The 18,856-nt window shown below is 71.6% G+C and carries 17 protein-coding genes; 10 read left to right on the forward strand and 7 right to left on the reverse strand.

The features are described 5' to 3' along the window. Window positions 1–6: 6 nt before the first annotated feature. The 3 genes from xylG (at window position 7) to xylB (ending at window position 3,596) form a co-directional block, all read left to right on the forward strand. Window positions 7–1,566, forward strand: coding sequence for a D-xylose ABC transporter ATP-binding protein (gene xylG, locus BM43_RS31385; RefSeq protein ID WP_017920101.1), 1,560 nt, complete (start codon window positions 7–9; stop codon window positions 1,564–1,566). Then, on the forward strand, window positions 1,563–2,765 hold the full coding sequence (locus tag BM43_RS31390) for a sugar ABC transporter permease (RefSeq protein WP_013697698.1): 1,203 nt from the start codon (window positions 1,563–1,565) through the stop codon (window positions 2,763–2,765). The genes xylG and BM43_RS31390 overlap by 4 nt, the downstream gene beginning before the upstream one ends. A 63-nt stretch (window positions 2,766–2,828) precedes the next feature. Further along, window positions 2,829–3,596 (forward strand): D-xylose 1-dehydrogenase, encoded by a 768-nt coding sequence (gene xylB, locus BM43_RS31395; RefSeq protein WP_036051855.1) that lies wholly within the window; start codon window positions 2,829–2,831, stop codon window positions 3,594–3,596. Window positions 3,597–3,647: 51 nt separating this feature from the next. Here xylB and BM43_RS31400 read toward each other — a convergent pair whose 3' ends face one another. Next, window positions 3,648–4,619, reverse strand: coding sequence for a LysR family transcriptional regulator (locus BM43_RS31400; RefSeq protein ID WP_036051854.1), 972 nt, complete (start codon window positions 4,617–4,619; stop codon window positions 3,648–3,650). A 118-nt stretch (window positions 4,620–4,737) separates the two neighbouring features. Between BM43_RS31400 and BM43_RS31405 the strand changes: the two genes are divergently transcribed. Further along, on the forward strand, window positions 4,738–6,084 hold the full coding sequence (locus BM43_RS31405; protein WP_036051853.1) for a YbfB/YjiJ family MFS transporter: 1,347 nt from the start codon (window positions 4,738–4,740) through the stop codon (window positions 6,082–6,084). A gap of 318 nt (window positions 6,085–6,402) precedes the next feature. Beyond that, on the forward strand, window positions 6,403–6,939 hold the full coding sequence (locus BM43_RS31415) for an NUDIX domain-containing protein (RefSeq protein WP_013697702.1): 537 nt from the start codon (window positions 6,403–6,405) through the stop codon (window positions 6,937–6,939). Between the two features lie 100 nt (window positions 6,940–7,039). Here the strand turns inward: BM43_RS31415 and BM43_RS31420 are convergent, their stop codons facing one another. After that, window positions 7,040–7,381: a YbjQ family protein gene (locus BM43_RS31420; RefSeq protein ID WP_013697703.1), complete on the reverse strand. Its 342-nt coding sequence runs from the start codon at window positions 7,379–7,381 to the stop codon at window positions 7,040–7,042. A gap of 185 nt (window positions 7,382–7,566) precedes the next feature. On the opposite strand from BM43_RS31420, the gene BM43_RS31425 reads away from it, so the two are divergent. The 5 genes from BM43_RS31425 to BM43_RS31445 are packed head-to-tail and all read left to right on the forward strand — an operon-like array spanning window position 7,567 to window position 12,217. Beyond that, a complete protein-coding gene (locus tag BM43_RS31425; RefSeq protein WP_036051851.1) occupies window positions 7,567–7,797 on the forward strand; it encodes a hypothetical protein in 231 nt (76 codons plus the stop codon). Window positions 7,798–7,836: 39 nt separating this feature from the next. Next, window positions 7,837–8,283: an acyl-CoA thioesterase gene (locus BM43_RS31430; RefSeq protein ID WP_036051850.1), complete on the forward strand. Its 447-nt coding sequence runs from the start codon at window positions 7,837–7,839 to the stop codon at window positions 8,281–8,283. Window positions 8,284–8,290: 7 nt separating this feature from the next. After that, window positions 8,291–9,226 (forward strand): branched-chain amino acid ABC transporter permease, encoded by a 936-nt coding sequence (locus tag BM43_RS31435; protein WP_036051849.1) that lies wholly within the window; start codon window positions 8,291–8,293, stop codon window positions 9,224–9,226. After that, window positions 9,219–11,513: a branched-chain amino acid ABC transporter ATP-binding protein/permease gene (locus tag BM43_RS31440; RefSeq protein WP_036051848.1), complete on the forward strand. Its 2,295-nt coding sequence runs from the start codon at window positions 9,219–9,221 to the stop codon at window positions 11,511–11,513. The genes BM43_RS31435 and BM43_RS31440 overlap by 8 nt, the downstream gene beginning before the upstream one ends. Further along, window positions 11,510–12,217, forward strand: a complete 708-nt coding sequence (locus BM43_RS31445; RefSeq protein WP_036051847.1) for an ABC transporter ATP-binding protein — start codon at window positions 11,510–11,512, stop codon at window positions 12,215–12,217. Before BM43_RS31440 ends, BM43_RS31445 begins: the two co-directional genes overlap by 4 nt. Before the next feature lie 104 nt (window positions 12,218–12,321). Here the strand turns inward: BM43_RS31445 and iolB are convergent, their stop codons facing one another. Genes iolB through BM43_RS31470 form a run of 5 tightly spaced genes read right to left on the reverse strand, consistent with a single transcriptional unit; the run spans window position 12,322 to window position 18,855 of the window. Beyond that, window positions 12,322–13,176: a 5-deoxy-glucuronate isomerase gene (gene iolB / locus BM43_RS31450; RefSeq protein WP_036051846.1), complete on the reverse strand. Its 855-nt coding sequence runs from the start codon at window positions 13,174–13,176 to the stop codon at window positions 12,322–12,324. Then, a complete protein-coding gene (gene iolE / locus BM43_RS31455) occupies window positions 13,176–14,096 on the reverse strand; it encodes a myo-inosose-2 dehydratase (protein WP_036051845.1) in 921 nt (306 codons plus the stop codon). Before iolE ends, iolB begins: the two co-directional genes overlap by 1 nt. Continuing rightward, a complete protein-coding gene (gene iolD / locus BM43_RS31460) occupies window positions 14,093–16,054 on the reverse strand; it encodes a 3D-(3,5/4)-trihydroxycyclohexane-1,2-dione acylhydrolase (decyclizing) (RefSeq protein ID WP_036051844.1) in 1,962 nt (653 codons plus the stop codon). Before iolD ends, iolE begins: the two co-directional genes overlap by 4 nt. An 11-nt stretch (window positions 16,055–16,065) precedes the next feature. After that, complete coding sequence (locus BM43_RS31465) at window positions 16,066–18,042, reverse strand: bifunctional 5-dehydro-2-deoxygluconokinase/5-dehydro-2-deoxyphosphogluconate aldolase (protein WP_036051843.1); 1,977 nt, start codon at window positions 18,040–18,042, stop codon at window positions 16,066–16,068. A gap of 12 nt (window positions 18,043–18,054) precedes the next feature. Then, window positions 18,055–18,855, reverse strand: coding sequence for an ATP-binding cassette domain-containing protein (locus BM43_RS31470; protein WP_036051842.1), 801 nt, complete (start codon window positions 18,853–18,855; stop codon window positions 18,055–18,057). Window position 18,856 lies beyond the last annotated feature (1 nt).

The raw sequence follows: 18,856 nt of genomic DNA on the forward strand, positions 1-18,856 counted from the left end.
CGACGCATGTCGGAACCCCTGCTGGAAATGCGCGGCATCGTGAAGAGCTTCGGCGGCGTGAAGGCGCTCGACGGCATCGACCTGGTGGTGCGCCCGGGCGAATGCGTCGGCTTGTGCGGCGAGAACGGCGCCGGCAAGTCGACGCTGATGAAGGTGCTCTCGGGCGTCTACCCGAGCGGCACCTGGGACGGCGAGATCCGCTGGGAAGGCAAGCCGCTCAACGCCGCCGGGATTCGCGACACCGAGCGCGCCGGCATCGTGATCATCCACCAGGAGCTGATGCTGGTGCCCGAGCTGTCGGTGGCCGAGAACCTGTTCCTCGGCAACGAGATCACGCTGCCGGGCGGGCGCATGCACTACGCGGCCATGTACCGGCGCGCCGACGAGCTGCTGGCCGGGCTCGGCATCGAGGGCATCAACGTGGCGCTGCCGGTGATGCATTACGGCGGCGGCCACCAGCAGCTGATCGAGATCGCCAAGGCGCTCAACAAGCGCGCGCGGCTGCTGATCCTCGACGAGCCTTCGTCCTCGCTGACCGCGGCCGAGACGCGCATCCTGCTCGACATCGTGCGCGACCTGAAGGCGCGCGGCATCGCTTGCGTCTACATCTCGCACAAGCTCGACGAGGTCGAGGCCGTGTGCGACACGATCACCGTGATCCGCGACGGCCGCCACGTCTCGACCCAGCCGATGCGCACGCTGTCGACCGATCGCATCATCGCGCAGATGGTGGGCCGCGAGATCGCCAACCTGTTCCCGCGCGAGCCGCATCCGATCGGCGAGGTGGTGCTGGAGGCGCGCGAGGTCACCTGCCTGGATGTCAACAACCCGCGCCGCAAGCGCGTCGATGCCGTGTCCTTCTCGGTGCGGCGCGGCGAGATCCTCGGCGTGGCGGGGCTGGTCGGCGCCGGGCGCACCGAGCTGATGCAGGCGATCTTCGGCTGCTACCCGGGCGCGAGCCAGGCCGAGCTGCGCCTGGACGGCAAGCCGCTCAGGATCCGCGCGCCGCTCGACGCGATCCGCGCCGGCATCGCGATGGTGCCCGAGGACCGCAAGCGCCACGGCATCGTCCCGCAGCTGAGCGTGGGCCACAACATCACGCTGGCCGTGCTGCAGCGCTACGCGCGCTTCGGCCGGATCGACGCGGCCGCCGAGCACGACGCGATCCGCGTCGAGATGCAGCGCCTGTCGGTGCGCGCGGCGCACCCGATGCTGTCGATCGCGAGCCTGTCGGGCGGCAACCAGCAGAAGGCCGTGCTCACGCGCATGTTGCTCACCGAGCCGCGCGTGCTGATCCTCGACGAGCCCACGCGCGGCGTCGACGTCGGCGCCAAGTACGAGATCTACAAGCTGATCGGCGAACTCGCCAAGCGCGGCATGGCGATCGTGATGGTCTCCTCCGAGCTGCCCGAGGTGCTGGGCATCTCCGATCGCGTGCTGGTGATCGGCGACGGCGAGCTGCGCGGCGATTTCCCCAACGAGGGCCTGACGCAGGAGCAGATCCTCAGCGCGGCGATCCGGCCCGCGCGCTCTTCCACGACTTCGACCGAGGCAAGCCCCGCATGACACCCGAGACGATTTCCCAGGCCGCCGAGCAGACCGGCCGCGCGGCCGGCGCGAGCGGCTCCGCGCAGCAGTTGCGGCGCCTGTTCGCGCGCTACAAGATCCTCGCGCTGCTGGTGGCGGTGGCGGCGATCTGGCTGCTGTTCTCGATCCTCACGCACGGCGCCTTCATCACGCCGCGCAACCTCTCCAACCTGCTGCGGCAGATGTCGATCACCGGCATGCTGGCCTGCGGGATGGTGTTCGTGATCATCGCCGGCGAGATCGACCTGTCGGTGGGCTCGCTGCTGGGCCTGCTCGGCGGCGTGGCGGCGATCCTCGACCAGGTGCTGGGCTGGCCGGTGGCCGCCACCGTGCCCACCGTGATGGCGCTGGGCGTGGCGATCGGCCTGTTCAACGGCTGGTGGTCCACCTATCGCGGCGTGCCCTCGTTCATCGTCGGGCTGGGCGGCATGCTGGCCTATCGCGGCATCCTGCTGGGTCTCACGCACGGCTCGACCATCGCGCCCGTGTCGGACGGTTTCGTCGCGATCGGGCAGGCCTACCTGCCGCCGCGCATCGGCGACGCGCTGGCGGTGCTGATCTTCGCGCTGCTGGTGGCCGTGGCGATCCGCCAGCGCGGCGCGCGGCGCCGCTACCAGCTGGCGGTGCCGCCGCTCTGGCAGGACGTCGCCAAGCTGGTGGCCGCCGGGCTGATCATCGCCGCCTTCGTGGCCACGCTCGACGGCTACGGCGGCATCCCCGTGCCGGTGCTGATCGTGCTGGCCCTGCTCGGCGCGTTCTCCTGGATTGCCACCCAGACCGTGTTCGGCCGGCGCATCTACTCGGTCGGCTCGAACCTGGAGGCCACGCGCCTGTCGGGCATCAACACCGATCGCGTCAAGCTGGCGATCTTCGCGCTGATGGGGCTGATGTGCGCCTTCGCCGGCATCGTCAACACCGCGCGGCTGGCGGCGGGCTCGCCCTCGGCCGGCAACATGGGTGAGCTCGACGCGATCGCGGCCTGCTTCATCGGCGGCACCTCGATGCGCGGCGGCGCGGGCACCGTGCACGGCGCGCTGATCGGCGCGCTGGTGATGGCCAGCCTCGACAACGGCATGTCGATGCTCGACGTCGACGCCTACTGGCAGATGATCGTCAAGGGCTCGATCCTGGTGCTGGCGGTGTGGATCGACGTGATGTCGCGCGCCGGGCGCCGCTGAGCGGGCCGCCGCAAGCCTTTCCTTTCTTATCAACGTTTTCCTGACCGCTTTTCCGGAACATCCATGACCCATGCCATCTATCCGAGCCTGGCCGGCCGCCATGTCCTCGTCACCGGCGGCGGCAGCGGCATCGGCGCGGCCATCGTCGCGGCCTTCGTGGCGCAGGGCGCGCGCGTGAGCTTCGTCGACGTCGCGCGCGAGGCCTCCGAGGCGCTCGCGGCCTCGCTCGCCGGCGCCGCGCATCCGCCCGTGTTCCGCCATTGCGACCTGCGCGACATCGAGGCGCTGAACGCGGCCTTAGCCGAGATCGAGGCCGAGGCGGGGCCCGTCGAGGTGCTCGTCAACAATGCCGCCAACGACGATCGCCACGAGATCGGCGCGGTGAGCGCCGACTACTGGGACCGCCGCATGGAGGTGAACCTGCGCCACCAGTTCTTCTGCGCGCAGGCGGTGCTGCCCGGCATGAAGCGGCTCGGGCGCGGCGTGATCCTCAATCTCGGCTCGATCTCCTGGCATATCGCCGAGCGCGGGCTGTCGATCTACATGACCGCCAAGGCCGGCATCGAGGGGCTCACGCGGGGGCTGGCGCGCGACCTCGGCGAGTTCGGCATCCGCGTGAACTGCATCGTGCCCGGCGCGGTGAGGACGCCGCGCCAGATGCAGCTGTGGCAGTCGCCCGAGAGCGAGGCGCGGCTGGTGGATGCGCAGTGCCTGCACCTGCGCGTGGAGCCGGAGCACGTGGCGAGCATGGCGCTGTTCCTCGCCTCCGACGACGCGGCGCGCTGCACCGCGCGCGAGTATTACGTCGATGCGGGGTGGTTCGGCGGTTGAGCGGGGCGGGTTTCGTTTCGTCTTGACGACGCGCGGGAGGCGCCGCCGCGTTCAGGCCGCCGCCGCGCTCGCTCGCTTGCGCCTCGTGCGGCTGGGCTTGCCGGCGACAGCCTCGCCGGTCGTCGTCACCCGGGCCTGGTCGTCGGTTCCGCCGGCCTGTGCGAGCAGCGCGTCGCGCAGCGCCAGCAAGGCGGCCGAGCCGTGGCCGCGCCGCCATACCAGCAAGGTGTCGACAGGCGCGATGTCGGCCACCGCGTGGATCGACATCGCCGCCGACATCGGCGAGCCGTCCAGCACGTTGCGCGGCGCGATCGCCACCCCCGCGCCGGCCGCCACGCAGGCCAGGATCGCGTGGTAGGAACCCAGTTCGAGCACGCGCGAGGGCTGGCATTCGGCGGCCGCGTACCAGCGCTCGACATAACCGCGATAGGCGCAGCCGCGCTCGAAGGCCACCAGGGTCGGCACGCGCAGGTCGCGCGCGGTGACGATGCGCGGATGGCCGCGCGGCGCGATCAGCGCCAGCGGCTCGTGATAGACGCTCACCTGCTCGAACACGGCCGGGTCGAGCAGCTCGGGCTGCGGCGGCGTGGCGAGCAGGGCGGCGTCGAGCTCGAAATCGCGGACCTGCTCGATCAACCGCCGGGTCACGCCCGTCACCAATTCCAGGCCGACCTCGGGCCAGCGCTGGTGATAACGCGCGAGCACCTCGGGCAGGCGCGCCGCGGCCGTGCTCTCCATGGTGCCGAGCCGCAGCCGTCCGTGAGGATGATCCTCGCGCACCGCGTGCCGCGCCTCGTCGGCCAGCGCCAGCAGGCGCTCGGCATAGGGCAGCAGGGTCTCGCCGGCCGGGGTCAGCACCAGGCGGCGGCCGTCGCGCGCGAACAGCGCGGTGCCGAGCGCCGCCTCCAACTGGCGGATGCGCGTGGTCACGTTCGACTGCACGCGGTTGAGCTTGGCCGCCGCGCGCGTGACGCCGTTTTCGCGCACCACGGCGCGGAAGATCGCCAATGCCGCCAGATCCATGATTCTCTCCTGGAGAACAATTGCTTCTCGATTATTCATTTTTCGAGATCAAGTGGGCAGGCTAGCATGAAATGACGCGTCGGATGGCCGGCGCGCCCTTTCGCCGACCCGGAGCCGCATGACTCGCCCGCTTGCCCCGCCAGCCCCGTCTTCCTTCGATTCGACTGTTTCGGCCGCATCGGTGACTTCGATCGCTTCGAGTGCCTCGACCGCTTCGGGCGCCACGGCCGGTTCCACGGCAACCGACCCGGCCGCCGCGCGCGGTCCCGGCCCGCTGCGCATCGCGCTGGCCTGCGCCGCCGTGCTGGCCGTCGCGCTCGGCGTGGGCCGCTTCGCCTTCACGCCCTTGCTGCCCTTGATGCTGGCCCAGGGCGCGCTCGACATCCGCCACGGCGGCTGGCTGGCCTCGGTGAACTACGCCGGTTATTTCGTCGGCGCCCTGAGCTGCGCGGCGATCCGGATCGACGAGGCGCGCATGGTGCGCGGCGGCCTGCTGGCCACCATCGCGCTGACCGCCGCGATGGGCCTGCTGCCCGGCTTCGCGTTCTGGCTGCCGGTGCGTTTCCTGGCCGGCGTGGTGAGCGCCTGGACCTTCGTGTTCGCCGCGCAATGGGGGATGCGCCGGCTCGCCGAGCAGGACGCGCTGCAATGGGGCGGGGTGATCTTCACCGGAGCGGGCTTCGGTATCGTGGTGACGGGCCTGGTCGGTGCCGCCCTGGCCGGCCGGCACGCCGAGCCCGGCTGGCTCGGCTTCGCCTTGCTCGCGGTGCTGCTGGCGGCGCCGATCTGGCGCATGTTCGCGCCGAGGGCGGGGGCGCGGGCGAGGGCAGGGAAGATGCGGCGGCCCGAGTCTTCCGGCCGGCCGGGCCTGCATGCCGTGGCACGTCGCGATGCGCGCCGGCTGGTGCTGCTCTATGGCGCGCCCGGTTTCGGCTACATCATCACGGCCACCTTCCTGCCGGTGATCGCGCGCGGCGCGCTGCCGATCGGCTCGCCCTGGCCCGATCGCTTCTGGCCGATGTTCGGCGCGGCGCAGATGCTGGGCGCGGTGTTCGGCTCGCGGCTGCCCGCGCGCTGGGACAATCGCCTGTTGCTGGCCTTGTGCTACGCGCTGCAGGCGCTGGCGATCGTGCTCGGCATCGTCTGGCCGAGCGCGGCCGGATTCGCCCTGGGCAGCGCGCTGCTGGGCCTGCCGTTCACGGCGATCACGCTGTTCGCGATGCGCGAGGCGCGCCGCCTGCACGGCGACGACGCGGCGGGCCTGATGGGTTACGCCACGGCCTGCTACGGGCTCGGGCAGATCGCCGGGCCGCTGGTCGCAGCGCCCGTGGTGGCACGCGCCGGCTCGTTCACGCCGGCGCTGTGGATCGCGGTAGCGGTGCTGCTGGCGGGAGCGGCCGGTTTCGCGGCCTGGGGGCTGGCGGCGCGCGGCCGGGCGATCGAGCGGGGCGGGCAGGGCGTTTGATGCGGCGTGGGCGGCAGGAGCAGCAGGAGCAGCAGGAGCAGCAAAGGGCAGCAAAGGGCAGCAAAGGGCAGCAAAGGGCAGCAAAGGCCGGCGGCGGCGCGGCCGGGACAATCGGGGCGACTCGCTGCCGCTCGCGTTCCGGAGCCGCTGGCGAGACCGGCGCGTGCCGGGCCGACGAGGCGGCGGCGCGGCCCTTCGGCCAGGGCGAACCGGCGGCCGATGCGCAAGCGCCAAACTCGCTAGAATGAGCGCTTCGCCGATTCCTCGAACGACGGCGCGCCTGGCGGTTCAAGGCCGCGCCGCATGCGCTCCCCTCCGATGACCACTGCCGAGTACCGTTTCTGCCCGCGCTGCGCGAGCCCGCTCACGACCCGCGCCGATTCGCCCGAGGAGGGCGGCCGCACGCGCCAGGCCTGTCCCGACGTCGAATGCGGTTATGTCCACTGGAACAACCCCTTGCCGGTGGTGGCCGCGATCGTCGAGATCGACGGCAAGGTGCTGCTGGCGCGCAATGCCGCCTGGCCCGAAGGCATGTTCGCGCTGATCACCGGTTTCCTCGAGAACGGCGAGACGCCGGAAGAAGGGATCGCGCGCGAGGTGCTGGAGGAGACCGCCTTGCGGGCCGACACGGTCGAGCTAGTGGGCGTCTATGAATTCATCCGCAAGAACGAGCTGATCATCGCCTATCACGTGCGTGCCTCGGGCGAGGTGCGGCTCTCGCCGGAGCTGCTCGAATACCGCCTGGTCGAGCCGCCGAAGCTGCGCCCCTGGCGCGCCGGCACCGGCTACGCGGTGGCGGACTGGATGCGCGCGCGCGGCCTCGAGGTGAGCTTCGTCGACCGGCCGGGGCAATAAACCAGTCGACCGAACCGGCGGCAAACATACGAAGGCCGCGCGGGCATCGACCCGCGCGGCCTTCTTGCTTTCCTGTTTCCCGCGGCGCCGCCGCCGCCGCTCAGCCGGCCGCGGCCGGCACCACGCGCACGGCCGTGCCGTAGCAGAGCACCTCGGTGATGCCCGAGCCGATCTCGGTGGCGTCGTAGCGCATGCCGATGATGGCGTTGGCGCCGAGCCCGGCGGCCTGGGCCAGCATCTTGTCGTAGGCTTCCTGCCGGGCGCGCTCGCACAACGAGGTATAGAGAGAGATATTGCCGCCGAAGATCGTCTGGATCGCGGCGCCGAACGAGCCTACGATCGAGCGCGAGCGCACCACGATGCCGCGCGCGATGCCGAGCGAGGCCTCGATGCGCTGGCCGGGCAGTTCGAAGGCGGTGGTGATCAGGTGGGAAGCGGGCATGGAATCCTCGTCGCGCAGGTGGTCGATATCGCGAGATTGTCATCTCGATGTCAGGTTTCGACGAGCCCGCCCGGCGCGAATTCCCGGGACATCGTGTCTTTTCGTGTCGCCGCCCGGCTGGTCAGTACCCCGACGCTCCCATAGAATCGCCGGCATCGTCACGAATTCGAGCACGCGAGCGAGACATGGATCCTTACTGGTTCCCGGCGAAAACCCATGGCTGGGGCTGGGGTGCACCCGCCACCTGGCAGGGCTGGCTGGTCCTGCTGGCCTATGTCGCGCTGATGTCGGGCGCCGCCTTCGTCTACCCGCCCAAGCGCGGGCAGGGGCGCTTCCTGCTGGCGGTGCTGGTCCTGAGCGCGGTGTTTCTCGCCGTGGTCTGGGCCACCGGCGAGACGCCGCGCTGGCGTGCCTGAGCAAGCTTGCGATCATCCACCCAACGGAGCGCGTTTCCCATGAATCAATCCGTCGGCAAACCCGCGCCGCTCGGCCGCGAGGCCTACCGCCATTTCCTCGCCATCCCGACGCGCTGGATGGACAACGACGTCTATGGCCACGTCAACAACGTCGTCTACTACAGCTACTTCGACACGGTGGTCAACGACTACCTGATTGCGCGCGGCGTGCTCGATTTCGAGCGCGGCGAGACCATCGGCCTGGTGGTCGAGACGCAGTGCAACTACTACGCCTCGCTGTCCTTCCCGCAGCGCGTCGAGGCCGGCCTGCGCGTGGCGCGGCTCGGCAGCTCGAGCGTGCGCTACGAGATCGGCCTGTTCGCCGAGGGCGAGGCGGCGCCCGCCGCGCAGGGTCATTTCGTGCACGTCTACGTGGGCCGCGAGAGCCGGCGCCCGGTACCGCTGCCCGAGGCGCTGCGCGCCGCGCTCGCGCCGCTGGCGGGCTGACGCGCGCGTGCAGTCCTTCCTGGTCAACCTGCTGACGGGCCTCGGTTACGGGCTCCTGCTGTTCATGCTGTCGGCGGGGCTGACGCTGATCTTCAGCCTGCTGGGCGTGCTCAATTTCGCGCATGCCAGCTTCTACCTGCTCGGCGCCTACTTCGGCGTGCTGCTGGCGGCGCGGCTCGATCCCTGGGCGGCCTTCGTGCTGGCGCCGCTGCTGGTGGGCGGGCTCGGCGCGCTGGTCGAGCGCCTGCTGCTGCGCCGCGTGCGCGCGCAGGGGCATCTCGGCGAGATGCTGCTGACCTTCGGGCTGGCCTACCTGATCGCGGAGGGCGCGAAGCTGGCCTGGGGCGCCGCGCCGCTCGCCGCCACCGTGCCCGCCGGGCTCGACGGCACCTGGTTCACGCTCTACGGCGCGGCCTTCCCGCGTTATCGCGGTTTCGTGATGCTGGTCTCGGTGGCCATGCTGCTGGCGCTGGGCCTGCTGCTGCGCGTCTCGCAGACGGGCCGCATCGTGCGCGCGGCGCTCACCCATCGCGCCGCGGTCGAGGCGCTCGGCCACGACGTGCCGCGCCTGACCACCCTGGTGTTCGCGGCCGGCACGGCGCTGGCCGCGCTGGCCGGGGCGATCGGCGCGCCGCTGACGGTGGTCGAGCCGTCGATGGCCGGCACGGTGGGCTCGGTGGTGTTCGCGGTGGTGGTGATCGGCGGGCTCGGCTCGCTGGGCGGGGCCTTTCTCGCCTCGCTGCTGGTGGGCTGCGCGCAGACCTTCGCGGTGGCCAGCACGGCCTCGCTCGGCAGCCTGGCCGACGCGCTGGGCGCGACCTTGCCCGAGGCCTGGCGCGCGCTGAGCGTGGCCCAGTGCGCGCCGCTGGTGCCCTACCTGCTGCTGGTGGCGGTGCTGGTGAGCCGCGCGCGCGGCTTGTTCGGGGAGCGCGAGGATGCCTGAGGCGCGCCGCTCGCGCGAAGCGGCCGGCTGGCTCGCGCTGGTCGGCCTGCTGGTGCTGCCGGCGTTGATCTGGCCGCAGGGCGCGGTGCTGGCCTGGCTCGCGCAGACAGCGGCGCTGGTGGTGCTGGCGCTGTCCTACAACCTGCTGCTCGGCAGCACCGGGCTGCTGTCCTTCTGTCACGCGGCCTTCGCCGGCCTGGGCGCCTTCGTCGCCGCGCATGCCTTCAACCGCTTCGGGTTCGCGCTGCCCTGGCTGCCGCTGGCCGGTGGCCTGGGCGGCGCCGGCTTCGGCCTGCTGTTCGGCGCGATCGCCACGCGCCGCGCCGGCACCGCCTTCGCGATGATCACGCTGGGCCTGGGCGAGCTGATCGCGGCGGCGGCCTGGAGCGTGCCGGACTGGTTCGGCGGCGCCGGCGGCCTCGCGATCGATCGCGCCGCGGGCGCGCCGCTCGGCGCCTGGCGCTTCGGCGACGATCGCGAGGCCTATGCGCTGATCGCCGCGTGGTGCCTGTTGTCGGCCTTGGCGATGCGCGTCGTGCTGGCCACCCCGTTCGCGCGGCTGGCTCGCGCCGTGCGCGACAAGCCGCGCCGCGTCGCCGCGCTCGGCACCGATCCGTGCCGGCTGCGGCTGCTGATGATGGTGATCGCCGCGTTCTTCGCCGGCGTGGCCGGCACGCTGACCTTGATCGACGTCGAGTTGGCCTCCTCGGACAGCGTCTCGATGCTGCGCTCGGCCACGGTGCTGTTCGCGACCGTGATCGGCGGCAGCGGCGGCTTCTTCGGGCCGGTGCTCGGCGCGGCGGTGATGGCTGCGTTCGGCAGCTTCGTGGCGGGGCTGTCGCGCGCCTGGTTGTTTTATCTCGGCCTGCTGTTCGTGGCGGTGGTGGTGGCCGCGCCGGGCGGCTTGCTGGGCGCGCTGGCCGCGCAGGCGGCGGCCTGGCGCGGCGCCGGCCGGGAAGCGCGGCTGCGCCAGTTGTCCAGGCTGGCGGCGTGGCTGGCGGCGGTGCTGGCGATCGTGTTCGGCGTCGAGCTCGGCTACGCGCTGCAGCTAGGCGACGGCGAGGGCGGGCAGCGGCTCGCCAGCATCGGCGTTTGGCAATTCGATGCGGGCTCGGCGCCGGGCTGGGTGATCGCGATCGCGTTGGCGCTGGCCGCGACGGCGCTGGGTCGGCTCGGGCGACGCCGGCCTGTCGGCGGCGTGGCTGCGGCGCCGAAGCAGGGCACGAGGGCCGCTGCGACGAACGATCGGGCCATGCGCCATCCGGCGATGAGCAGCTTGGCCGCGAGTCATCCGGCGGTGAGCAGCCTGACGACGAGCGGCTTTGCCGTGAGCGACCCGGCCGCGAGCAGATCGACCGAGAACAACCCGGTCGTGAGCAAGCCAGCCGCGATCGACTCAACTGCGAGCAATCCAACTGCGATCGACTCAACTGAGAGCGACCCAGCCTCGCGCAGCAGCCCAGCCACGGGCAAGCCAGCCGCGATCACTCCCACCACGCCCCTCGCCGCCCTCGAACTGCGCGGCATCGCGAAGCGTTTCGGCGCGACGCGGGTGCTGCAGGGCGTCGACCTGCGCGTCGAGCCCGGCGAGCGCCACGCGCTGATCGGCCCGAACGGCGCCGGCAAGTCGACGCTGTTCGAGCTGATCGCGGGCGGCAGCCGGCCCACGCGCGGCTCGATCCGCCTGCATGGGCGGGAGATCGCCGGCCGCGCGCCCTACGCGATCGCGCGGCGTGGGCTGGCGCGCGGTTTCCAGCAGACCAGCGTGTTCGAGCGCCTGTCGGTGCTCGACAACCTGCGCTGCGCGGCCATGCACGCGCCCGCGCAACGCCGCGGGCCATTGCGCTGGTGTCGCGATCCCGCCGCGCTCGACGGCGCCGCTCGGCAGACACTCGAGGCGATCGGCCTGGGCACGCGCGGCGAGGTGCCGGCCGGCGAACTCGACTATGCCGAGCAGCGCGCGCTCGATCTCGGCATCGCCCTGGCCGGCGGCGCCTCGGTGTTCCTGTTCGACGAACCGACCGCCGGCATGAACCGCGAGCAGGCGCGCGCCACGCTGGCGCTGATCCGCGCGGCCACGGCCGGCTGCACGGTGCTGATGATCGAGCACGACATCGATGCCGTGTTCGGCTTCGCGGACCGCATCTCCGTGCTGGTGCGCGGCGAGCGAATCGCCACCGGCACGCCGGCCGAGATTCGCGCGAACGCCGCGGTGCGCGCGGCCTACCTTGGCACGGACGATCTCGACAACCGCGGTGATCGCGTCGGCGCGGGAGCTCGGCCATGACCGCGCCCCTGCTCGAACTGCACGGCGTGAGCGCGGCCTATGGTGCCTTGCCCGTGCTCGACGGCGTCGATCTCAGGCTCGGCCGCGGCGAGGTGCTGGCGTTGCTGGGCCGCAACGGCTCGGGCCGCTCGACGCTGGCCAGGGCGGTGATGGGCATGATCGCGTCGAGCGGTTCGATCCGCATCGACGGCGTGGAAGTGGCGGGACGGCCGACCTTCGAGATCGCGCGCCGCGGCGTCGGTTACGTGGCCGAGCGGCGCGACGTGTTCGGGCTGCTGAGCGTCGAGGACAACCTGCGGCTGGGCTGGCGCGAAGGCCCGCGCGCGGCGCGCGAGCGGGCCTTCGACGAAGTGAGGGCGCTGTTCCCGGCGCTGGCCGAGCGCTGGCGCGCCAAGGCGGCCGTGCTGTCGGGCGGCGAGCAGCAGATGCTGGCGCTGGCGCGCGCGATGGTGGGCGCGCCGCGCTTGATGATCGTCGACGAGCCCACCGAGGGCCTGGCGCCGCAGGTCGCGCGCGTGGTGGGCGCGGCGCTGGCGCGGCTGGGCGAGGCCGGCGTCGCGATCCTGCTGATCGAGCAGCGTCGCCAGTTGGCGGCCACGCTGGCGACGCGGATCGCCGTGATGGAGCGCGGCCGGATCGTCCATGACGGCGCGCCGGGGACACTGACGCGCGAGGACGAGGCGCGCTGGCTCGGCGCCGGTTGAGGCCTCGACCGGAAAAACGCAACGGCGGCCGACGATGGCACGGCTCGCTTGCCGCTTCATCGTCCGCCGCCGTGCTGCGCCTTCGACGTTGCCGCCGCGACGTCTCAGCCCGCCTTGGCCGCCGCTGCCGCCGCGTCGCGCTTGGCGATCCAGTCGTGTTCGGGATCGTTCTTGAAGTGCCAGACGCGGGTCGGCCCGGCCATCACGTTCAGGTAGTAGGAATCGTAGCCATAAGGCACCACCACCGGGTGATATCCACGCGGCACCATCACCACGTCGTGGTTCGACACGGCCATCGACTGGTCGATGTCGCGCTCGTCGGTATAGACGCGCTGGAACACGAAACCCTGCGGCGGGTTCACGCGATGGTAGTAGGTCTCCTCCAGGAAGCTCTCGACCGGCACGTTGTCGGTATCGTGCTTGTGCGGCGGGTAGCTCGAGGCGTGTCCCGAGGGCGTGCGCACCTCGACCACCAGCAGCGATTCGGCCGGCTCGGTCTGGGGGAGGATGTCGCAGACGTAGCGCGTGTTCGCGCCGATGCCGCGCACCGAGCGCTTCATCTCGCCCGGCTCGATGCGGCGCGGCGGGAAGCGGCCGGTGCCCGGCGCGCTGGCCACGCCCAGCTCGGTATCGCGCGTGGCGGTGACCGTCACGCGCCGGTCGGGCGGCAGGTAGAGCGCGGCGGGCGCGCTGTCCTCGAACACGCTGTCGCGCGAGCCCAGCGCGTCCCAGCGCGTGCCGTCGGCATCGACGATGTCGACGCGGCCCGCCATCACCACGATGCAGGTCTCGCGCGCGGCCTCGTGCAGCGCCATCGATTCGCCGGCCTTCAGCCGATAGGCGGCGAAGCCCACGTGGTTCCAGCGCGCCGATTCCGGCGTGACGGTGGCGATCGAGCGGCCGCTGGCGGCGGCCTTGACCAGCAGGTCCTGCGAATGTCCGGGCTTGGCGGTATTCATCACGCGGCCTCCTTGCGAGCGGGTTCGAGCGGGGCGTCCACCAGCGCGCGCAGCGTGCGGTAGCCCTTCTCGGCATAGGCGTAGCTCGGCGCGATCACCGGGTCCTGCTCGGCCTCGACCACGAACCAGCCGCGATAACCATGACGCTTGAGCCGCTCGATGACGGACGGGAAATCCACCGCGCCGTCGCCGGGCACCGTGAAGGCGCCGTTGATCACCGATTGCAGGAAGCTCCAGTTGCGGTTGCGCGCGAGCCGGATCACCTCGGGGCGCACGTCCTTGCAGTGGACGTGGCAGACGCGGCCGATGTGCTTGTCGAGCACGGCGAGCGGATCGCCGCCGCCGAAGGTGACGTGGCCGGTGTCGAACAGCAGGCCGACGGCCTCGCTGGTGGCGGCCATCAGCCGGTCGATGTCGGCCGGCGCCTCGACATAGGCGCCCATGTGGTGATGATAGGCGGTGCGCACGCCGTGGCTGAGCGTGAAGCGCGCGAACTCGTCGAGCCGCCGCGCGTACTGCTCCCATTGCGCCTCGCTGACGAAGCGCGGGCGCTGGTAGAGCGGCACCTCGGCCGAGCCCTGGATCGAGGCGGCCACCTCGCCGTAGACCATCACCGTCGCGCCGTTCTTCGCCAGCAGTTCGAGATGCGGGCCGACGGCGTCGATCTCCTCCTGCGCGCCGCGCTCGGCCAGCCGTCCCGAGTACCAGCCCGAGACCAGCGCCAGCTGGTACTCGGCCAGCAGCGCCTTGAGCGCCTGCGGCTCGCGCGGGAACTTGTTGCCGAGCTCGAAGCCCTCGTAGCCGATCTGCCGGCCTTCGGTCAGCGCGACCGACAGCGGGGTTTCGCCGCCCAGCGAGGGCAGGTCGTCGTTCATCCAGGACAGCGGGTTGATGCCGATGCGGATCTGGTAGTCGCTCATGTCGATGCTTCCGGAGTATGGGGTTCGGGCTTGCCGGCGCGCTCGGCCAGTTGCCGTTCGTAGCTCGCGCGCGCCTCGCGCACGGCCGGGCGCGAGGACACCTCGGGCACCGCCACCTCCCACCACCAGCCGCCCTCGGCGGTGGTGCGGGTGGCATCGGTGTCGATGCAGATCAGGTAGCTGCGATCGGCGGCGCGTGCGCGTTCGAGCGCGGCGTCCAGCGCGGCGACGTCGTCGACGTGCTCGGCCAGCGCGCCCAGCGCGCGCGCATGCGCGGCGAAGTCGATCTCGGGCGCGCCGAGCGGGCCCTGCACGCAGTCCTCGATCATGTTGTTGAAGGGCGCGCCGCCGCAGGCCTGCTGCAGGCGGTTGATGCAGCCGTAGCCGCGGTTGTCGAGCACCACCACGATCAGCTTGGCGCCCAGCATCACCGAGGTGGCCAGCTCGCTGTTCATCATCAGGTAGCTGCCGTCGCCGACGAACACGATCACCTCGCGCTCGGGCCGCGCCAGCTTGGCGCCCAGGCCGCCGGCGATCTCGTAGCCCATGCACGAATAGCCGTATTCGACGTGGTAGCCGCCCGGCACCGCCGCGCGCCACAGCTTGTGCAGCTCGGCGGGCAGCGTGCCGGCCGCGCACACCGCGATGTCGCCGGCGGCCGAGGCATCCAGCTTGCGCTGCACGGCGCCGATCACGTCGGCGTCGTAGGGCAGGGTGCCCGGCTGGGCGGGCGCGTTGGTCAGCGTCTGCACCGTGTCGCGCCAGGCCGCGGCCAGCGACTGCGCGCGCGTGGTCCAGCCGTCCTCGGCCCGCCAGCCGGCCAGGCGCGCGTCGAGCGCATCGAGGGCGAGCCGCGCATCGGCCTCCACGGCCAGCGCGCGATGCTTGAGCGCGTCGAAGGCATTGGCGTTGATGCCGATCACGGCGGTATTCGCGAACAGCGTGTTCGAGCCGGTGGTGAAATCCTGCAGGCGCGTGCCGACGGCGATCACGCAATCGGCGTCGGCGGCCAGCGCGTTGGCGGCGGGCGAGCCGGTCACGCCGAGCGCGCCGGCGTTGAGCGGGTGGTTCCAGGGCAGGCTGCTCTTGCCGGCCTGCGTCTCGGCCACGGGGATGCCGTGACGGTCCGCGAAGGCGCGCAGCGCGGCGCTGCCGCCCGCGCTGTAGAGCGCGCCGCCGCCGGCCACCAGCAGCGGCCGGCGTGCCTCGCGCAGCGCCGCGAGCGCGGCGGCCAGCTCGGTCTCGACAGGCGCCGGGGCATGGAAGGACACCACGCGCGGCGCGAAGAACGACAGCGGGTAGTCATGGGCCATGGCCTGCACGTCCTGCGGCAGCGCCAGCGTGACGGGGCCGCACAGCGCCGCGTCGGTCAGCACGCGCAGCGCGCGCGGCAGGGCGTTGAGCAGTTGCGCCGGGTGCACGATCCGGTCGAAATAGCGCGACACGGGCTTGAGCGCGTCGTTGGCGGAGATCCCGCCGTCGTGGAAATCTTCGACCTGCTGCAGCACCGGATCGGGCGCGCGCGAGACGAAGATGTCGCCGGGCAGCAGCAGCACCGGCAGGCGGTTCACATGGGCCAGCGCGGCGGCGGTCACCAGGTTGGTGGCGCCCGGGCCGATCGAGCTGGTGACGGCCATCATGCGACGGCGAAAATGCGCCTTCGCATAGGCGATCGCGCTGTGCGCCATCGCCTGCTCGTTGTGGGCGCGGTAGGTGGGCAGCACCTCGCGCGCCTGGTACAGGGCCTCGCCGAGCCCGGCCACGTTGCCGTGGCCGAAGATCGCGAACACCCCGCCGAACAGCGGCTCGGTGCGGCCGCTGCCGTCCTCGGCGGCCACCTGCTGGGCGGCCAGGTAGCGCACCAGGGCCTGGGCCGCGGTCAGGCGCACGGTGCCGGTCGCCTCGGCGGTGGCCTCGCCCGGCCAGGGCGCGGCGGATTCGATCGCTCTATGGTTCATGGTCGGCTCTCCTAGGCGACGCGGCGGGCCGCGACCTCGCCGGCGCGCGCGCTGCGCCAGGCGCCGATCAGGGTCTCGAAGATCTCGCGCACGCGGGCGATCACGCCGGCATCGTCGAGCTCGCCGGCCAGCCAGGCGCGGCTCGGCTCCCAGAAGATGGTGCGCCCGACCGTGAAGCCGCGGCAGCTGTTCGAGGCGGCTGCGGCGGCGAACCCGCCGATCAACTGCTCGACCGGCGCGGACAGGCCCAGCAGCACCACGCCGCGGCAATGCGGGTCGCGCTCGGCGATCAGCTGGTCGACCGCGCGCCACTGCTCGGCGTCCAGCGGTTCGAGCTTCCACCATTCCGGGTAGATGTCGAGGTTGTAGAGGCGCTTGAGCGCGCGATAGACCACGTCGGGGCCCGCGGGCAGGTCGGCGCGATGCGGCGGGATCACCTCCAGCAGCAGTTCGTGGCCGCTGGCCTGCACCGCGTCGTAGAGCGTGCGCAGCTGGGTTTCCTGCTCGAGCCGCGTTTCCAGTGCCTCGTCGGGGTGATAGCGCACCAGGCACTTGGCGACGTGCTCGGCCGGCCAGGTCTCGAGCGTGGTGCCGATCGAGCGGCCATGGTCGAATTCGAGCGGCAGCGAGCCGGGCAGCTCGGTCGGGCGGCCCACCCACCAGCCGCGGCCGGTGGCGTCGTTGAGCGCGTCCTGGCCGTAGCGGTCGTCGATCAGCACGCCGATCTGGCCTTGCAGGCCCAGTTGCGACTCGGTCTGCGCGACCGCCTCGACGAACAGGCGCTTCAATCGCGGAATCCGCTCCAGCGGCGCGCCGGCCTGCTGCGCCAGCTCGAAGAACTGGTTGCGGTGATCGAAGGCGAAGCCGAGCACCTGCTCCCACTGTTTGCGCGGCGGCGTGACGCGATGCAGGCGCGCCAGCGTCGCATCGAGATCGGGGCGGCGCATGCGCTGCGGGTCGCGCGCGGCTTCCTGCAGGAAGTAGCTCAGCTCGGCCGGCGTCGGCATGGCAGGCGAGCAGCCGTGGCGCGACACCACCAGCGCGCCGCAGGCGTTGGCCGCGCGCGCGGCCGCCTCCAGCGTGCCGCCGCGCAGCCATTGCGAGAGGAAGCCGGAGGCGAAGGCATCGCCCGCGCCCAGCACGTTGAGCACCTCGACCTCGACGCCGCCCACCAGCTTGAGCGCATCGAGCGATTTCGGCACGGCGGACTCGACGATCGAGCAGCCGAGCGGGCCGCGCTTGACCACCAGGGTCGCGCTGCTCACGCGACGCACCATCTCCAGCGCGTCGAGCAGGTTGTCCTTGCCGCCGGCGATGCGGAATTCCTCCTCGGTGCCGATCACCAGGTCGAACAGCGGCAGGATCCGTTGCAGATGCGCGGTCACGCCCTCGTTGGCGATGAAGCGGGTCTCGCCGTCGGCCTTGCCGGTCAGCCCCCACAGCACCGGGCGATAGTCGATGTCGAGCACGGTGCGCACCTGGTGGCGGCGCGCGTAGTCGAGCGCGCGGCGGCTGGCGCGGTTGACCTTGTCGGTCGAGAAGTGCGTGCCGGTGATCAGCAGCGCCTTCGAGGAGGCGATGAAGTCCTCGTCGATGTCGCCCTCGTCGATCGCCATGTCGGCGCAGTTCTCGCGATGGAACACCAGCGGGAAGGTATCGCGGTCCTTCAGGCCGAGCAGCACCAGGGCGGTGAGCCGCTCCGGGTCGGTCAGCAACTGGCGGGTGTCGCAGCCCTCGCGCTCCAGCGTGTCGCGCACGAAACGGCCCATGTGGTCGTTGCCGACGCGCGCCAGCATGGCGGATTTCAGGCCCAGGCGCGCGGCGCCGAAGGCGATGTTGCCGGACGAGCCGCCCAGGTATTTGGCGAAGCTGGTCGCGTCCTCGAGACGGGCGCCGATCTGCTCCGCGTACAGGTCGACCGCGACGCGGCCGATGCAGATCACGTCGAGCGGGCGGTTCGGCGCGAAGGGAAAGGGGGAGTGAGCCATATCGGTTCCTGGTTAGATCACGGCGCCGTCGAGTTCGGCGACCATCTTCTGCATTTCGGCGCCGCCCGCCATCATGTCCAGCACCTCGTCCTTGCTGATGGTGTCCTTGGTGAAGGTGCCGAGCGAGCGGCCGCGGTTGAGCAGCGTGAACGAATCGCCGATCGGGTAGGCGTGGTGGACGTTGTGGGTGATGAAGATCACCGAGATGCCCTTGGCGCGCGCGGTGTGGATCAGCTTGAGCACGTTGAAGCTCTGCTTGACGCCGAGCGCGGCGGTGGGCTCGTCGAGGATCAGCACGCGCGCGCCGAAGTGGATCGCGCGGGCGATCGCCAGGCACTGGCGCTCGCCGCCCGACATGGTGCCGATCGGCTGGTGCGCGTCGCGCACGTTGATGCCCATCTCGGCGAGCTTGGCGCGGGCGATCTCGGCGCTGGTGTCGAGGTCCATCACGTTGATGAAGCCGAACAGCCTCTTCTTCGGCTCGCGGCCCATGAAGAAATTGCGCGCCACCGAGAGCAGCGGCACCAGGGCGAGATCCTGGTAGACGGTGGCGATGCCCAGGTCGAGCGCGTCCTTGGGCGACTCGAAGCTGACCGGCTGGCCGTCGACCAGGTAGCGGCCCTCGGAGGGCGAGTGCACGCCGGCCAGGGTCTTGATCAGGGTGGACTTGCCGGCGCCGTTGTCGCCGAGCAGGCAATGCACCTCGCCGCGCCGCAGCTTCAGGTTGATGCCGGACAGCGCGATCACCTTGCCGAAGAACTTGCTGACGTTGTCGAGTTCGAGAATCGTGTCGTGCGTGGAGGGCGTGGACATG

It is taken from the genome of Burkholderia gladioli (assembly GCF_000959725.1).
GTDB classification, from domain to species: Bacteria; Pseudomonadota; Gammaproteobacteria; order Burkholderiales; family Burkholderiaceae; genus Burkholderia; species Burkholderia gladioli.